The following is a 14,717-nucleotide window of genomic DNA, read 5'->3' as shown; positions in this document are numbered from 1 at the left end:
AACCGCTGGCAAGCCGCTCGCACACCCTTCGCAACATTTGGCCAGAAAGCCTGCCGGAACCTCCCGCGCCGGATGCGCCTCGAAGCTGTAGATCACCCACACGCGAGGACTACCATGCAGCTTCAAGTGAACAGCAATCACATCGAAGGCAGCGCACGCCTGCAGGAATGGATCAGCGCTACGGTCAGCGCCGAACTGGATCGATTCGACGATTTCCTCACCCGCGTCGAAATCCATGTCAGCGACGAGAACGGCCCCAAGGCGGGCGCGGACGACAAGCGCTGCCAGATCGAAGCGCGTCCCAAGGGCCACCAGGCCCTATCGGTCAGCCACAAGGCCGACTCGCTGAACCTGGCGGTCGAGGGGGCGGCGGAAAAAATGCGCCACGCCCTGGAGCACCTGGTCGGCAAACTCGATGTGAAAGCGACCTCGACCGGGCGCCAGGCCAGTCCGGTGGGTCGACGCGCCGAAGCGGACGCCCTGCTGGAAGAGGAATTCCTCGACAAGCAGGACGAACTGGATAGATAGCACGCACTTGAACGCTTCAGGCAGGGACAGGTTGCCCTGCCTGCAACCCTTCACTCCCTGCTGGTCAGCCCGATCAGGCTGTCGGCGACACCCTTGGTCCGCCGTGACGTATCGGCGGTCGATGCGCTGGACTCCTCCAGGGCGCCGAGCAGCCCGGTCAACGCGCCGACATCCACCGACTGGGTTTCGATATGACCCGCCACCGCCCGGATTTCCTCGGCCAGGCGGTCGATGTCGGTGTTGATCTCCTCGGCATTCTGCCGGGTCTTTTCCGCCAGCTTGCGCACCTCGTCGGCAACCACCGCGAAGCCACGCCCCATTTCCCCGGCACGCGCGGCCTCGATGGCGGCATTGAGCGCCAGCAGATTGGTCTGTCCGGCGATCTGCTGGATCACCTGCACCACCGACTGGATACGCTGGCTGGACTGCGCCAGGTCACGGGCGCTGCCTACCACCTGTTCGGCCTGGCCTACCAGTTGCTTGACCGAGTTGCCGGCCTGGTCGATCACCGAGGCCTGGCGGCTGATATTGGCACTCAGGTCATCCATCGACTGGTGCAGGTTCGTGGCGCAGTGGCGCAGTTCGCCATCGATGCTCCGTTGCTGTTCACGGGCTTGCTGCAGGACTTGACCGAGGTCGGCGAGGCCTCGGAAGACTGGCTGCAGCTTCTCGTCGAGACCACTCACATCCAGGTTGCTGTCGAAATCCTGGCGCTTGAACTGCTCGATCTGCTTGACCACCACATGGCTCAAGCCATTGAGTTTCTTGATCTGCCGACGCAGGAAGAAGGCGACGAACTCACTGTGGTAGGTCACGAAACTGTCGGTGTACTCATCGCGAAACGACGCGTTATCCGTGACCCGAAAGAAGAACACCGCGGTCAGCGTCTGGTTGAGATTGAGGCCAAGGATTTCCCCGAAGGTCGAGAAGCCGGTGACCGGTATGTTCTGGAACACGCCGCCCATGCCCCCCAGGTCACGCCCGTTGTTCAGCCGCCGCAGGATGCAGTCGTTGAGCAGGCCGGCCAGCGGACGCCCCTGCTTGCCCTGCATGAAACGCTCGAAGTCACGCCGGGTCGCCTCGATGATGGGCGTGCGCTTGACCATCACCAGTTCTTCGCCGGAAGCGACGTCGCAGAACAGATGGACCCTCTCCGCCTCCAGGTCGATCCGCGCGATGGAGCGCACGAACAGCTCCTCGCCGACCCGAATGGCGAACGAATAGTCGGCAAGCCGTGCCTCCAGCTCGCGAGGCTGGCAGGCCAGGCGCTCGCACAACGCGGCGACCATGCTGCGGATGTTGCCGCGCTCGTCCACGACCTGGCTGATGTAACGCTCCTCCAGTGAGGCACTGAGCACGCTGAGGCTGTAATTCGTGGGCTCGAAGTTCTGGCTCTTGAATACGCCGAAACGGGTGTTGCGCGCGCACTTGAGGAACACGATCAGCGCATGATTCTCGTAGCTGCGCTTGCCGTCATGCAGGCGCGTGCTCTTGAAGTCCAGCTTGCCGCCGGCAGAGCCGCCGACGAACAGGCAGGGAAAGCGCCCGGACTCGTACAACGCCTCCATGAAGAACGACTCGGAAGCCGACAGGCCATCGAACATCACGTAGGCCAGGGTATCCCGATGGTCGATGGGGGTACGGACCTGCAAGCGCTTGATCGATGCGGTGAGACGGGCGATCCGCTCGGCCATGTTCAGGCGTGAGCCCTGGCCACGGATATCCTGGCTTTCCAGCGGCACCTGAACGATCTCGGCGCTGGCGATGACACTGGCATCGAAGAATTGCAGGACAATCCGATCCCACTGGTTGCCAGTCTCGCAATACAACCGCTCGCCTTCGCCGCACAGCTCGCCAGATGTCGTGCACAGGCTCAGCGCCGCCTGCGGAAAGCGTTGGTTCACCAGCCGCGCAACCGCGTCCACATCCAGGTGAGGGGACACGAAGCCAGCGATATAAGTGGGAACCAGGCGTACGGCGGCCAATTGCTCGGGCAAACACGACAGGCTGCCGTGCAGGCTGAATACGCCTTCGTTCTTGCTGGAGGTCCGGGTAAAACTGAGCATGCAATGCGCTCCCGAGGATGATACCAGGCGTGTCGGCTCGAACGGAGCGTTCTTGAGCGCTGAAAGGACTGTAGCCGAGGTGATTTTTTTCGACACTCCTTCGAAAGAACTAGCCGGCGCCGTTGCGCACCCCGCACCGCCAGCTCCAGGCCCAAGCGCCCATGGCCATGGCTTGCGGCTCAAACCATTTCCTTGCTCCAGATCATTTCAATGTCCGTCACAGCGACTAGGGTTAAGGATAAGTAGGCTTCGGAGGAAGCGGATCATGGACCACTACGACATCATGCTGTTGTTACTGTGCATAGGATTCTTGCTGCTGGGAATCGGCTTCAGCTATCGCGAGCGGGAATGGGGCGTGAGCCTGATCGGCTTCGGCGCCCTGGTGATGCTGGCGCCCATCGCCTTGAAGATGTACCTGGTCCTGCACTTGCCCGGTTGATCAACTGCGGCCCCAGCGCTCCAGGGCGGCCTGATCCGAGGCTCGCCCCTCGACCCAGCGTGGCCCTTGCGCGGTGTCTTCACGCTTCCAGAACGGGGCGCGGCTCTTGAGAAAATCCATGATGAAATTACAGGCGTCGAACGCGGCCTGACGGTGCGTACTGGCAGTGCCGACGAAGACGATGGGTTCGCCCGGCAGCAAGGCTCCGACCCGATGCAGCACCTCGACCCTGAGCAACGGCCAGCGCGCCTCGGCATCGCGGATGATCTTGTCCAGGGACTTTTCGGTCATGCCCGGATAGTGTTCGAGGAACAGTCCGGCCACCTCATCGCCATCGTTGAAATCACGCACGTAGCCGGTGAAGCTCGCCACCGCGCCGATACCCAGGTTGGCGGCGTGCAGGGCATTGAGCTCGGCGCCGGGATCGAACGGCTCGGCCTGGATACGAATGCTCATGCTCAACCTCCGGTCACGGTAGGAAAGAACGCCACTTCGTCGCCATCGACCAGGGCGCTGTCGAGGCTACAGAGTTCTTGATTGAGCGCACACATCAGGTTCTTCTCGGCCAATACCTGCCACGCACCGCCACGCGCAAGCAGCCGCTCACGCAGGTCGTCGAGCGTGGCCAGGCCATCGGCGGCGACCTGCTCGCCATCGGTAGCCAATGCCTCGCGGTAACGGGCGAAGAACTGCACGCGGATCACGATGCCTCCTGCGCCTTGAAACTGCCGCTCTTGCCACCGGATTTCTCCAGCAGGCGCACCGACTCGATGGTCATGCCACGGTCGACGGCCTTGCACATGTCATAAATGGTCAACGCGGCGACACTGGCGGCGGTCAGCGCTTCCATCTCCACGCCGGTCTGTCCGGCCAGCTTGCAACGCGCCTGGATATGCACCAGGTCATCGCCCTCGGCCCGCAGCTCCAGCTTGACGCTGGTCAGCATCAACGGATGGCACAGGGGGATCAGGTCAGCGGTCTTCTTTGCCGCCTGGATGCCCGCGATGCGCGCCACGGCGAATACGTCGCCCTTGGGATGGCCGCCTTCGACGATCATCCTCAGGGTCGCCGGCAGCATGCGCACCCGCGCCTCGGCGACGGCCTCGCGCGAGGTCACGGCCTTGTCGGTGACGTCGACCATGTTGGCGCGGCCTTGGGAATCGAGATGGGTCAGCACGGCATCGCTCCAGGAGGTAGATGCCGCGATTGTAGGGGGCGGGGTCGCATCGGGGAACCATCGCGCGACCGGCAGGGCACAAACGAAACGCCGCAGCCCGGTCGCCCGGACTGCGGCGCTCTGCTTGCCGCGCTGACTACATGTGCGCTTCGGCGTACTCAGCGAGGATCGAACGCGGCACGCCCTGCAGGGTGATGTGCACGCCGTTGGGGAAGTCCTTGAAGCACTCGGTCAGGTAGGTCAGGCCCGAGCTGGTGGCGGACAGGTACGGCGTATCGATCTGTGCCAGGTTGCCCAGGCACACCACCTTCGAACCGTTGCCGGCACGGGTGATGATGGTCTTCATCTGGTGCGGGGTGAGGTTCTGGCACTCGTCGATGAGGATCAGGCTCTGCTGGAAGCTGCGGCCGCGGATGTAGTTCAGCGATTTGAACTGCAACGGCACCTTCTGCAGGATGTAGTCGACGCTGCCGTGGGTGTTCTCGTCGTCCATGTGCAGGGCTTCGAGGTTGTCGGTGATCGCGCCGAGCCAAGGCTCCATCTTCTCCGCCTCGGTGCCGGGCAAAAAGCCGATTTCCTGGTCCAGGCCCTGCACGCTGCGGGTGGCGATGATGCGCCGGTAGCGCTTGCTGACCATGGTCTGCTCGATGGCGGCGGCCAGGGCCAGGATGGTCTTGCCGGAACCGGCGGCGCCGGACAGGTTGACCAGGTGGATGTCCGGGTCGAGCAAGGCGAACAGCGCCAGCGCCTGGTGAATGTCACGCGGCTTGAGGCCCCAGGCTTCCTGGTGCATCAGCGGTTCCTGATGCAGGTCGAGGATGGTCAGCTTGCCGCCCTCGATCCCCTTGACCCAACCGACGAAGCCCTGTTCGTCGATGATGAACTCGTTGATGTGCACCGCCGGCAGGTTGTCGGTGAGCTGCACCTCATGCCAGGTGCGACCGTGGCCCTGGCGGGTCTCGACCTTGTTCACGCGGTCCCAGAACGAGCCGTCCATGGTGTGATAGCCACGGGACAGCAGGTTGATGTCGTCCACCAACTGGTCGGTGTGGTAGTCCTCGGCGGCGATGCCGCAGGCACGCGCCTTCAGGCGCATGTTGATGTCCTTGGTCACCAGCACCACGGGAGCGCCACGGCGACGGCTCTGCAGCTCGACCAACTGGTTGATGATCTTGTTGTCGTTCAGGTGTTCGGGCAGCCAGGTCATTGGCTCGGCCCGCTTGCTCATGAGAATCGACAGGAAACCGTGGGGGCCGGTCTTGCCGCGTTGGATGGGGACGCCGTCCTCCACCTCCTCGGGAGAGGCTTCGCCCAGCACCTTGTCGATCAGGCGGATGGCCTGGCGGCACTCGGCGGCAACCGTGTGCTTGCCGGTCTTGAGCTTGTCCAGCTCTTCGAGCACGGTCATGGGAATGGCGACGTGGTGTTCTTCGAAATTCAGCAGCGCGTTGGGATCGTGGATCAGGACGTTGGTGTCGAGGACATAGAGGGTGGGCTGTGTGGAGCGGTTGCGTCCGTGATCATCCATACTCGGTCACCTTATCGAGAGGCCAGACGACGGGCATCGAGCACCGTCGCGAAGGGCCGCCGACCTCCCGGGAAACCGGGTGGCGCGAGCAAAGGTGAGGGCCGGTGGCCGCCACCTGTGCTGCAGGGTCCGGCGGTCTGTCTTCGTTAATACTCCAATCCAGATGACAGGAAAAAGATTTTTTTCGCCTACAAGACAGTTTTTTTGCATCTCGACGAATAGCCCTTGGAAGCGTAGGGACTCGGGTCTACAGTTCTAAGTCGCCTCGCCCTCCTCTTTCGTCATACGACAGCCATTCACCATGATCAGCCGCTCGGGCAGCCAATTCCTAGATGATGCTTGAGGCTTGGCGCTCATAGCTGGAAAATCCCCCTCCTGACTCAGGAGACGACTACCCATGCTGATGGTGATTTCCCCCGCCAAGACCCTGGATTACGAAACGCCGCCGGTTACCGGTCGCTTCACCCAGCCCGAACACCTGGACGCCGCCGAAGCCCTGATCGGCCAGTTGCGCGACCTGAGCCCGCAGCAGATCGGCGAACTGATGCACCTGTCGGACAAGCTCGCCGCCCTCAACGTCGCCCGCTACGGCAGTTGGCAGCGGCCGTTCGATCCGTCCAACGCCAAGCAGGCGCTGCTGGCTTTCAAGGGCGATGTGTACACCGGCCTGAATGCCGAGGATTTCAGCGCAGACGACTTCGATTTCGCCCAGCAGCATCTGCGCATGCTCTCCGGGCTGTATGGCGTGCTCCGGCCACTCGACCTGATGCAACCCTATCGCCTGGAGATGGGCACCAAGCTGGCCAACCCGCGCGGCAAGGACCTCTACGCCTTCTGGGGCAAGAACATCAGTGGCTGGCTGAACCAGGCGCTGGCCGAGCAAGGCGACGACGTGCTGCTCAACCTCGCTTCGAACGAGTATTTCGGCGCGGTGAAACGCAAGGCGCTGAATGCGCGGATCATCGACACCGAGTTCAAGGACCTGAAGAACGGCCAGTACAAGATCATCAGCTTCTACGCCAAGAAAGCGCGGGGCATGATGGCCCGCTACGTGATCAAGGAGCGCCTGCGCGATCCGGCCGGGCTCAAGGACTTCAGCTACCAGGGCTATCGCTTCAGTGCCGAACAGTCGAAGCCGGACAGCCTGGTTTTTCTTCGCGACCAGCCGTTGGATTGATCCTCGGAGCGGTCGAGGGCGGCTTTGAGGCAGGAGCGGACCTTCGTGCGATGACCATATTACGCGGTGTGTTTAACCGTCATTCCCGCGAAGGCGGGAACCCAGAAGCGTCTTTTATTTGGGTTCCCGCCTTCGCGGGAATGACGGAAGAACGAATGTCCGCTGTTGCCTCAATCCCGCCCTTCAAATCAGTACGAAAACAGACCTCTTCGCACCTCTCAAATGCAATCCACGCCACTCTTTCGCCATCAACCCTCAAGCCCAGTAGTTACGCGGAATAACTTTATATAACGGTCGTAATTACACTCCATCATATTAATGTTAATTAAACACCCGGGAACTTTTTAGTTCTGACCTTATAGTCAAATATTAATTAACACCTGCCATCATTTTGAAATTATTTGCTGCTAGCAGGGAAACCGAGGCGCTGCAAAAAAAATAGGATGAGCGGTAGGAACTATTGCAAAAACCGACGACTCTTAGCTCGCGTAACACATTTCTTCACGACACTTCTTCGTGATTCAAAACTGCCCAGTTTGTTCGAACGCAAGTTCGACGGGTTCGTGTTACCCGAGAAAAGTAGTCCGGAATCAAAAGAGGAGACGTTCCGCCGGCCGCAAGGCCACTGGAACCCATGAGCAGCGGCCTTTACAGGCCATACAGCTCCAGCACTTCAAGGGCAGGCTTCATATTAAAAGCCCGTATATCGAGTTCCAGACCGGCAACTCGATACTTCATCAGCCTGGAATTAGCTACTCGATTAACGAGACGAGCTGAATAACCGACGGTGGTCTTACGCCACTGTTCAAGCGAAACGAATTGACGAGGTGAATGCGATGCGTATCAGCATCTTTGGTTTGGGTTATGTGGGTGCAGTTTGTGCCGGTTGCCTGTCGGCTCGCGGCCATGACGTGGTTGGCGTCGATGTTTCCACCACCAAGATCGATCTGATCAACCAAGGCAAATCGCCGATTGTCGAACCCGGCCTGGAAGAGCTGCTCCAGAAAGGCCTGGCCACCGGTCGCCTGCGTGGCACCACCGATGTCGCCGCCGCCGTGCGCGACACCGATGTATCGTTCATCTGCGTCGGTACGCCGAGCAAGAAGAACGGCGACCTGGAACTGGATTACATTGAAGGCGTGTGCCGCGAAATCGGCTTCGCCCTGCGCGACAAGCCGGGCCGCCACACCGTGGTGGTGCGCAGCACCGTACTGCCGGGCACCGCCAACAACGTGGTGCTGCCGATCCTCGAAGACTGCTCCGGCAAGAAGGCCGGCAAGGACTTCGGCCTGGCGGTGAACCCGGAATTCCTCCGCGAAAGCACCGCGATCAAGGACTACGACTTCCCGCCGATGACCGTCATCGGTGAATACGACGCGGCTTCCGGCGACCTGCTGTCGAGCATCTACGAGGAACTCGACGCGCCGATCATCCGCAAGCCCATCGAAGTGGCCGAGATGATCAAGTACACCTGCAACGTCTGGCACGCGGCCAAGGTCACCTTCGCCAACGAGATCGGCAACATCGCCAAGGCCTGCGGTGTCGATGGCCGCGAAGTGATGGATGTGATCTGCCAGGACCACAAGCTGAACCTGTCCAAGTACTACATGAAGCCCGGCTTCGCCTTCGGCGGCTCCTGCCTGCCGAAGGACGTGCGCGCCCTCTCCTACCGCGCCGGCTCGCTGGACGTGGAAGCGCCACTGATCGGCTCGCTGATGCGCAGCAACGTCAACCAGGTGCAGAACGCCTTCGACATCGTCGCCGGCTTCGACAAGCGCAAGGTCGCCCTGCTCGGCCTGTCGTTCAAGGCCGGCACCGACGACCTGCGTGAAAGCCCGCTGGTGGAACTGGCCGAGATGCTGATCGGCAAGGGCTACGACCTGAGCATCTACGACAGCAACGTCGAGTATGCCCGCGTACATGGCGCGAACAAGGAATACATCGAGTCGAAGATCCCCCACGTCTCGTCGCTGCTCAACAGCGACTTCGACGCGGTGGTCGACAACGCCGATGTGATCATCCTCGGCAACGGCGACAAGCGCTTCGCCGACATCGCCAAGGGCGCTCACCCGGACAAGCAGGTCGTCGACCTGATCGGCTTCATGCCCGGCGTGACCCACGAAGGCGCCACCGGCATCTGCTGGTAATCCACGGAACCGGACTCAGTCGGACGTAATCCGCGGCGCGGGCAGTGCAGTGCATCACGCCCACGCCACGGGTTCGCCTGACGGAAACGATGGATATGCATATGGAAAAGCTCAAGAAAGGCTTCAACGAGGCTACGGGCTGGCTGCTCTACCTGTCGCTGCTGATGCTGCTGGCGATGGCCTTGCCGAAAACGGTATTCAACCCGGATTCCAAGGACTTCATCCTGCTCATCGGCCTGGTCGGCATCTGGCGCTACTCCATGGGCGCCCTGCACTTCCTGCGCGGCTGCCTGTTCCTCTACGTGGTATTCCCCTATTACCGGCGGCAGATTCGCAAGCTCGGCAAACACGCCGCACCGTCCCACGTGTACCTGATGGTCACCAGCTTCCGCATCGAAGCGCTGACCACCGCCCAGGTCTACCAGTCGGTGATTCGCGAAGCCATCGACTGCGGCTACCCGACCACGGTGGTCTGCTCGATCGTCGAATACTCGGACGAACTGCTGATCAAGAACCTGTGGGATCGGATGACCCCACCGGAACATGTCAAGCTCGACTTCGTGCGCATCCCCGGCACCGGCAAGCGCGACGGCCTGGCCCACGGTTTCCGCGCCATCTCGCGGATGATGCCCGACGCCCATGCCGTGGTCGCGGTGATCGACGGCGATACCGTGCTCGATCACGGCGTGGTCAAGAAGACCGTGCCCTGGTTCAAGCTGTTCCCACGGGTCGGCGGCCTGACCACCAACGAGTTCTGCGAGGTACGCGGCAGCTACCTGATGAGCGAATGGCACAAGCTGCGTTTCGCCCAGCGCCACATCAACATGTGCTCCATGGCCCTGAGCAAGCGCGTGCTGACCATGACCGGACGCATGTCGGTGTTCCGCGCCCAGGTCGTCACCGACCCCGGTTTCATCGCCGACGTCGAGAGCGACCACCTGGACCACTGGCGCCTGGGTCGCTTCCAGTTCCTCACCGGTGACGACAAGTCCAGCTGGTACAGCCTGATGCGCCTGGGCTACGACACCTTCTACGTGCCGGATGCGGCGATCAACACGGTCGAGCACCCGCCGGAGAAGAGTTTCATCAAGGCCAGTCGCAAGCTGATGTTCCGCTGGTACGGCAACAACCTGCGGCAGAACTCCCGGGCCCTGGCCCTGGGCGTGCGCCGCCTGGGCCTGTTCACCAGCGTGGTGCTGTTCGACCAGCGCCTGTCGATGTGGACCTGCCTGCTCGGCCTCGGCGTGGCGATCATCGCCAGCATCAAGTACAGCATCGCCTACCTGCTGATCTACCTGCTGTGGATCGGCGTGACCCGGCTGATCCTGACCCTGCTGCTGAGCCTGAGCGGCCACCGCATCGGCCCGCTGTTCCCGACCATGCTCTATTACAACCAGATCGTTGGCGCCCTGGTGAAGATCTACGTGTTCTTCCGCCTCGACCAGCAATCCTGGACTCGCCAGAACACAAAACTGAACCGGGACCTGGCCAGCTTCTCGCGCTGGTTCAACACCTGGTCCTCCCGTGCCATGACCTTCTCCGCCACCAGCGTATTCGTCGCCACGCTACTGGTGCTGGTTTGACCGCTCTCGAACAGGAATTTGCAACCATGAATACAGCCGCGAACATCAATGTGGTCCATGAGTCGGAAGCCCAACGCCAGCACGCCCGGGTCAAGCTGCCCGCCCTGCTGCGCTTCCAGTCGAAGAACAAGGAACGCATCGAAACCCGCGTCCTCGATCTCTCCGCCGGGGGCTTGAGCTTCAGCATCGGCAAGAATCAGTTCAGCGTCGGTGACTTCTACAAGGCCCGCCTGCAGTTCCAGATCGACAGCGTCAACCTCGGCCTCGACGTCGAGCTCCAGGTACGCACCGTCGATACCGCCAACGACCGCGTCGGCTGCCAGTTCCACAACCTCAGCCAGCAGGACATCGCCACCCTGCGCCACCTGATCAGCGCCCACCTGGGCGGCGAGATCATCAGCGTCGGCAACCTGCTGCACACCCTGCAGCGCGAGAACTTCACCAAGGCGCGCAAGTCCGGCGGCGGCGGTGGCATGAGCGCGTTCGGGCGCTTCCGTGCCGTGGCGTTCAGCGCGGCGATCTTCGTCATCGGCGTAGCCGCCTTCGCGTTCATCCTGCAGTCGCTGTACAACCTGTATTTCGTCACCCACGCCCAGTCGGCCAAGGTCAACGTCTCCAACATGCAGGTCACCATGCCGCGTGAGGGCACGGTGCAGAGCCTGCTGCCGGAAGGCACCGTCGATGTCGAGAAAGGCGCGCCCATCGCCTCCTTCTCCGCCAGCATGCTGGAGATGCTCAAGGGCCATCTGGCTGACGACCAACTGAGCCCGGCCAAGGTCGAGGAGCTGTTCGGCAAACAGATGAAAGGCACCCTGACCAGCCCGTGCAACTGCAAGGTGGCACGCCAGTACGTGGCCGACGGCCAGTTCGCCGCCAAGGGCGACGTGATCTTCGAACTGGTGCCGCAAGACACCACCGCCACCATCACCGCCAGCTTCCCCTACCGCAGCCTGAGCCAGGTCAAGCCCGGCACCCGCGTCAGCTTCTGGCTGCCCGACGAATCCGAGCCGCGCCGTGGCCGCATCGTCAGCACCGACCTGCACGAAGGTGGCCTGTCCTCCGACATCCGCGCACAAATCAAGCCGGAGCAGCCGGTGCCCAGCACCCTGGCCAACCAGCCGGTGGAAGTGGTGGTCGACCGTGGCCCGACCTTCGACTGGATGATCGACAAAGCCATCGCGGCCGGTCTCTGAGGAGGACGCCAGCGTGCGCACACAAGAAACCACGCCCCCGCGCCTGACCACGCCCCTGCTGGCGCTGGTCCTGGCCATGGGCCTTGGCGGCTGCGGCCTGCTGCCGGACCAGCGCCTGGCCAACGAAGCGCTGAAGAACGGCGACACCGCCACCGCCGAGCGCAATTTCCGCCAACTCGCCGACCTCGGCTACGTCGATGCCCAGGTCGGCCTGGCCGACCTGCAACTGGCCAGCGGCACGCCCGAGGCCCTGGCCGAAGCCGAGAAGACCTATCGCCTGGCCCTGGACGAGTCGCCGCGCGCCAAGGCACGCCTCGGCAAACTGCTGGCCGCCAAGCCGACCGCCACGTCGGCCGAGCGTCACGAAGCCGAGAAGCTGCTCGACGAGTCCTTCGCCGCTGGCGAGGAAAGCTCGCTGATGCCGCTGGTGATGCTCTATCTGCAATATCCACAGGAATTTCCCGGCATGAACGTACAGGAACGCATCTCGACCTGGCGCCAGCAGGGCCACCCCCAGGCCGAACTGGCGCAGATCGTCTTCTACCGCACCCAGGGCATCTACGAGCAGCACCTGGGCGAGGTCGAGCGCATCTGCCAGAACCTGATCGCCCAGGACAGCGTGTGCTACGTCGAGCTGGCCACGGTGTATCAGGTCCAGGAGAAAACCGACGCCCGCGACAAGCTGATCGAACGCATGATGGCCGGCTATCACGGCGGCAGCGTATCGGCCCAGCGCGTCGATGCGGTGGCGCGGGTGATCGCCGACGCCGACCTGGGCGGCAAGCCCGATGAAGGCAAGGCCCAGGAGCTGCTGGAAGAAATCGCCCCGTCGTATCCGGCGGCCTGGGTCAGCCTGGCGCAGTTGCTCTACGACTATCCGGGCCTGGGCGACAGCGAGAAGATGATGAGCTACCTGGACAACGGCCGCGCCGCCGCCCTGCCCCGCGCCGAGCTGCTGCTGGGTCGCCTTTACTACGAGGGCAAACTGGTACCGCAGGCCCCGCAGAAAGCCGAAGAGCATCTGCGCAAGGCCGCGCCCAGCGAGCCGACCGCCAATTACTTCCTCGGCCAGATCTACATGCGCGGCTACCTCGGCGACATCTACCCGCAGAAGGCCCTCGACCACCTGCTCAGTGCCGCCCGCGCCGGCAACATCAACGCCGACTTCGCCCTCGGCCAGATGTACTCGCAGGGCAAGGGTTTCCAGCCGGACCTGGTCAACGCCTACGTATTCAGCCAACTGGCGCTGCCCAAGGACACCCCGCAAGCCCACGAACTGGCCACCAGCGTCTCCAGCCAGCTCAGCCCCGAGCAGCACGCCCGTGGCGAGCAACTGCTGCGTGAAGAACGCCAGTTGCGCGGTAGCGCCTGGCAGCGCGACGAACAGCTGAACGCACAGACGCCCTGAGCAAGGAATTACAGGATGAAACTGAATCGGATCACCCTTGGATTGGGCCTCGGCATGACCTTGCTGAGCAGCAGTTCGGTATGGGCGGTGCAATTGACCGACCAGAACTTCGGCCTCGACATCAAGATCACCGCGCAGTCGGAAGACGATCGCGACCTGGGCACCGCCAACGGCGGTGACGTCAACGGCATCGGCCTCGACCTGCGCCCCTGGGTCTACGGCCAGCGCGGCAACTGGAGCGCCTACGCCATGGGCCAGGCCGTGACCGCCACCGACATCGTCGAGACCGACACCATCGAGTCCAGCGACGTCGGTGACAGCGGCTCCAGCAACGACGCGCGCCAGGCCGACAAGAGCTACCTGGCGCTGCGCGAGTTCTGGATCGACTACGCCGGCCTCACCGAATACCCCGGCGAGCACCTGCGTTTCGGTCGCCAGCGCGTACGCAGCAACGACGGCACCTGGTGGGACACCAATATCGAAGCCTTGCGCTGGAGCCTCGACACCACCCTGCTCAAGGCCAACGTCGGCATCGCCCAGCGCTTCTCCGACTACCGCACCGACCTCGACGAACTGGCCCCCGAGGACGAGGATCGCCAACACCTGTTCGGCGATGCCTCGGTGCAGTGGACACCCGGCCACTGGGTCGGCGTGAAGCTGCAACACAGCCACGACAGCGGCAGCCTGGCCAAGCCCGGCGAAGAGGTCGACAGCCTGGACAAGCGCTACACCGGCGACCTGACCTGGCTGGGCCTGAACGTCGACGGCGACTTCTTCAACCCGAAGTCGAAGAACCCGCTCAACTACTGGGGCCAGGTCAGTTGGCTGACCGGCGACACCGACCAGCTGGAACAGGTGGTGGTCGATGACCAGCGCATCGCCACCGGCAAACGCAACCAGGACGTCAGCGCCTGGGCCGTGGACCTCGGCCTGCGCTACAGCCTCGACGAACAGTGGAAGGTCGGCGGCGCCTATGCACGCGGCAGCGGCGGCGGCAACGACGGCAAATCCAAGCAGTACATGCAGACCGGCCTGGAGAGCAACCGCTCCAGCTTCACCGGCGTCGAGTCGCGCCTGCACCGTTTCGGCGAGGCCTTCCGTGGCGAGCTGTCCAACCTCCAGGTGGCCAGCGCCTTCACCTCCTGGAAACCCAACGAAAACTACGACGCCAGCCTGGTCTACCACCGCTTCTGGCGGGTGAATGGCAACCAGGACGTCGGCGACAGCGGCATCACCGCCGCCCTTGAAGACGGCAGCAAGGACATCGGCCAGGAAGTCGATCTGGTAGTGACCCGTTACTTCAACCAGGGCCTGGTGTCGCCGGGCATGGCCGAACACCTGGACGACAAGTCGGCACTGGTGCGTTTTCGTGGCGGCGTGTTCAAGCCGGGCAACGCCTACGCCAGCGGCACCGATTCGCTGATGCATCGCGCCTTCGTCGATTTCATCTGGCGCTTCTGAGGGTCATGAG

At 62.7% G+C, this 14,717-nt stretch carries 12 protein-coding genes and 2 pseudogenes; 8 read left to right on the top strand and 6 right to left on the bottom strand.

What is annotated here, in order from left to right; translation table 11 throughout:
- Window positions 1–114 precede the first annotated feature (114 nt).
- Window positions 115–528 (top strand): HPF/RaiA family ribosome-associated protein, encoded by a 414-nt coding sequence (locus ACSZPK_RS24200; RefSeq protein ID WP_437884151.1) that lies wholly within the window; start codon window positions 115–117, stop codon window positions 526–528.
- 50 nt (window positions 529–578) lie between these two features.
- On the opposite strand, the pseudogene ACSZPK_RS24195 reads toward ACSZPK_RS24200, so the two are convergent.
- A pseudogene (locus ACSZPK_RS24195) lies at window positions 579–932 on the bottom strand (methyl-accepting chemotaxis protein); the annotation flags it as partial.
- A gap of 516 nt (window positions 933–1,448) precedes the next feature.
- Window positions 1,449–2,594: pseudogene (locus ACSZPK_RS24190) on the bottom strand (FIST signal transduction protein); the annotation flags it as partial.
- Between the two features lie 265 nt (window positions 2,595–2,859).
- On the opposite strand from ACSZPK_RS24190, the gene ACSZPK_RS24185 reads away from it, so the two are divergent.
- Window positions 2,860–3,033 carry a hypothetical protein gene (locus tag ACSZPK_RS24185; RefSeq protein ID WP_437884150.1) on the top strand — a complete coding sequence of 58 codons (174 nt, stop codon included), beginning with the start codon at window positions 2,860–2,862 and terminating at the stop codon, window positions 3,031–3,033.
- On the opposite strand, the gene moaE is transcribed toward ACSZPK_RS24185, so the two are convergent.
- The 4 genes from moaE to ACSZPK_RS24165 form a co-directional block, all read right to left on the bottom strand.
- The gene (gene moaE, locus ACSZPK_RS24180) at window positions 3,034–3,489 is read right to left on the bottom strand and encodes a molybdopterin synthase catalytic subunit MoaE (RefSeq protein WP_437884149.1); all 456 of its coding nucleotides are present in this window, start codon (window positions 3,487–3,489) and stop codon (window positions 3,034–3,036) included.
- 2 nt (window positions 3,490–3,491) lie between these two features.
- Window positions 3,492–3,737, bottom strand: coding sequence for a MoaD/ThiS family protein (locus ACSZPK_RS24175; RefSeq protein ID WP_437884148.1), 246 nt, complete (start codon window positions 3,735–3,737; stop codon window positions 3,492–3,494).
- On the bottom strand, window positions 3,734–4,210 hold the full coding sequence (gene moaC, locus ACSZPK_RS24170; RefSeq protein ID WP_437884147.1) for a cyclic pyranopterin monophosphate synthase MoaC: 477 nt from the start codon (window positions 4,208–4,210) through the stop codon (window positions 3,734–3,736). The genes ACSZPK_RS24175 and moaC overlap by 4 nt, the downstream gene beginning before the upstream one ends.
- Window positions 4,211–4,346: 136 nt before the next feature.
- The gene (locus tag ACSZPK_RS24165) at window positions 4,347–5,738 is read right to left on the bottom strand and encodes a PhoH family protein (protein WP_437884146.1); all 1,392 of its coding nucleotides are present in this window, start codon (window positions 5,736–5,738) and stop codon (window positions 4,347–4,349) included.
- Between the two features lie 397 nt (window positions 5,739–6,135).
- Between ACSZPK_RS24165 and yaaA the strand changes: the two genes are divergently transcribed.
- From yaaA to ACSZPK_RS24135, 6 genes are all read left to right on the top strand, one after another.
- Window positions 6,136–6,915, top strand: a complete 780-nt coding sequence (yaaA, locus tag ACSZPK_RS24160) for a peroxide stress protein YaaA (protein ID WP_437884145.1) — start codon at window positions 6,136–6,138, stop codon at window positions 6,913–6,915.
- Window positions 6,916–7,751: 836 nt separating this feature from the next.
- A complete protein-coding gene (gene algD, locus ACSZPK_RS24155) occupies window positions 7,752–9,062 on the top strand; it encodes a GDP-mannose 6-dehydrogenase (protein WP_437884144.1) in 1,311 nt (436 codons plus the stop codon).
- Between the two features lie 101 nt (window positions 9,063–9,163).
- A complete protein-coding gene (alg8, locus tag ACSZPK_RS24150; protein WP_437884143.1) occupies window positions 9,164–10,645 on the top strand; it encodes a mannuronan synthase in 1,482 nt (493 codons plus the stop codon).
- A 26-nt stretch (window positions 10,646–10,671) separates the two neighbouring features.
- A complete protein-coding gene (locus tag ACSZPK_RS24145; RefSeq protein ID WP_437884142.1) occupies window positions 10,672–11,838 on the top strand; it encodes an alginate biosynthesis protein Alg44 in 1,167 nt (388 codons plus the stop codon).
- A gap of 13 nt (window positions 11,839–11,851) precedes the next feature.
- On the top strand, window positions 11,852–13,246 hold the full coding sequence (algK, locus tag ACSZPK_RS24140; RefSeq protein ID WP_437884141.1) for an alginate biosynthesis TPR repeat lipoprotein AlgK: 1,395 nt from the start codon (window positions 11,852–11,854) through the stop codon (window positions 13,244–13,246).
- A 15-nt stretch (window positions 13,247–13,261) separates the two neighbouring features.
- Window positions 13,262–14,707: an alginate export family protein gene (locus ACSZPK_RS24135; protein ID WP_437884140.1), complete on the top strand. Its 1,446-nt coding sequence runs from the start codon at window positions 13,262–13,264 to the stop codon at window positions 14,705–14,707.
- Window positions 14,708–14,717 lie beyond the last annotated feature (10 nt).

Origin of the sequence: Pseudomonas sp. LRF_L74 (genome assembly GCF_965644255.1) — a bacterium.
In the GTDB taxonomy this organism is placed as follows: domain Bacteria; phylum Pseudomonadota; class Gammaproteobacteria; order Pseudomonadales; family Pseudomonadaceae; genus Aquipseudomonas.
The sequence above is the reverse complement of the archived record's forward strand: the minus strand, read 5'-3'. Positions and strand labels throughout refer to the sequence as shown.

What these genes read in the sequence shown, in the direction of transcription:
- ACSZPK_RS24200 (WP_437884151.1), top strand. Translation starts at nt 115, where the DNA reads ATGCAGCTTCAAGTGAACAGCAATCACATCGAAGGCAGCGCACGCCTG.
- ACSZPK_RS24185 (WP_437884150.1), top strand. Translation starts at nt 2,860, where the DNA reads ATGGACCACTACGACATCATGCTGTTGTTACTGTGCATAGGATTCTTG.
- moaE (WP_437884149.1), bottom strand. Translation starts at nt 3,489, where the DNA reads ATGAGCATTCGTATCCAGGCCGAGCCGTTCGATCCCGGCGCCGAGCTC.
- ACSZPK_RS24165 (WP_437884146.1), bottom strand. Translation starts at nt 5,738, where the DNA reads ATGGATGATCACGGACGCAACCGCTCCACACAGCCCACCCTCTATGTC.
- yaaA (WP_437884145.1), top strand. Translation starts at nt 6,136, where the DNA reads ATGCTGATGGTGATTTCCCCCGCCAAGACCCTGGATTACGAAACGCCG.
- algD (WP_437884144.1), top strand. Translation starts at nt 7,752, where the DNA reads ATGCGTATCAGCATCTTTGGTTTGGGTTATGTGGGTGCAGTTTGTGCC.
- alg8 (WP_437884143.1), top strand. Translation starts at nt 9,164, where the DNA reads ATGGAAAAGCTCAAGAAAGGCTTCAACGAGGCTACGGGCTGGCTGCTC.
- ACSZPK_RS24145 (WP_437884142.1), top strand. Translation starts at nt 10,672, where the DNA reads ATGAATACAGCCGCGAACATCAATGTGGTCCATGAGTCGGAAGCCCAA.
- ACSZPK_RS24135 (WP_437884140.1), top strand. Translation starts at nt 13,262, where the DNA reads ATGAAACTGAATCGGATCACCCTTGGATTGGGCCTCGGCATGACCTTG.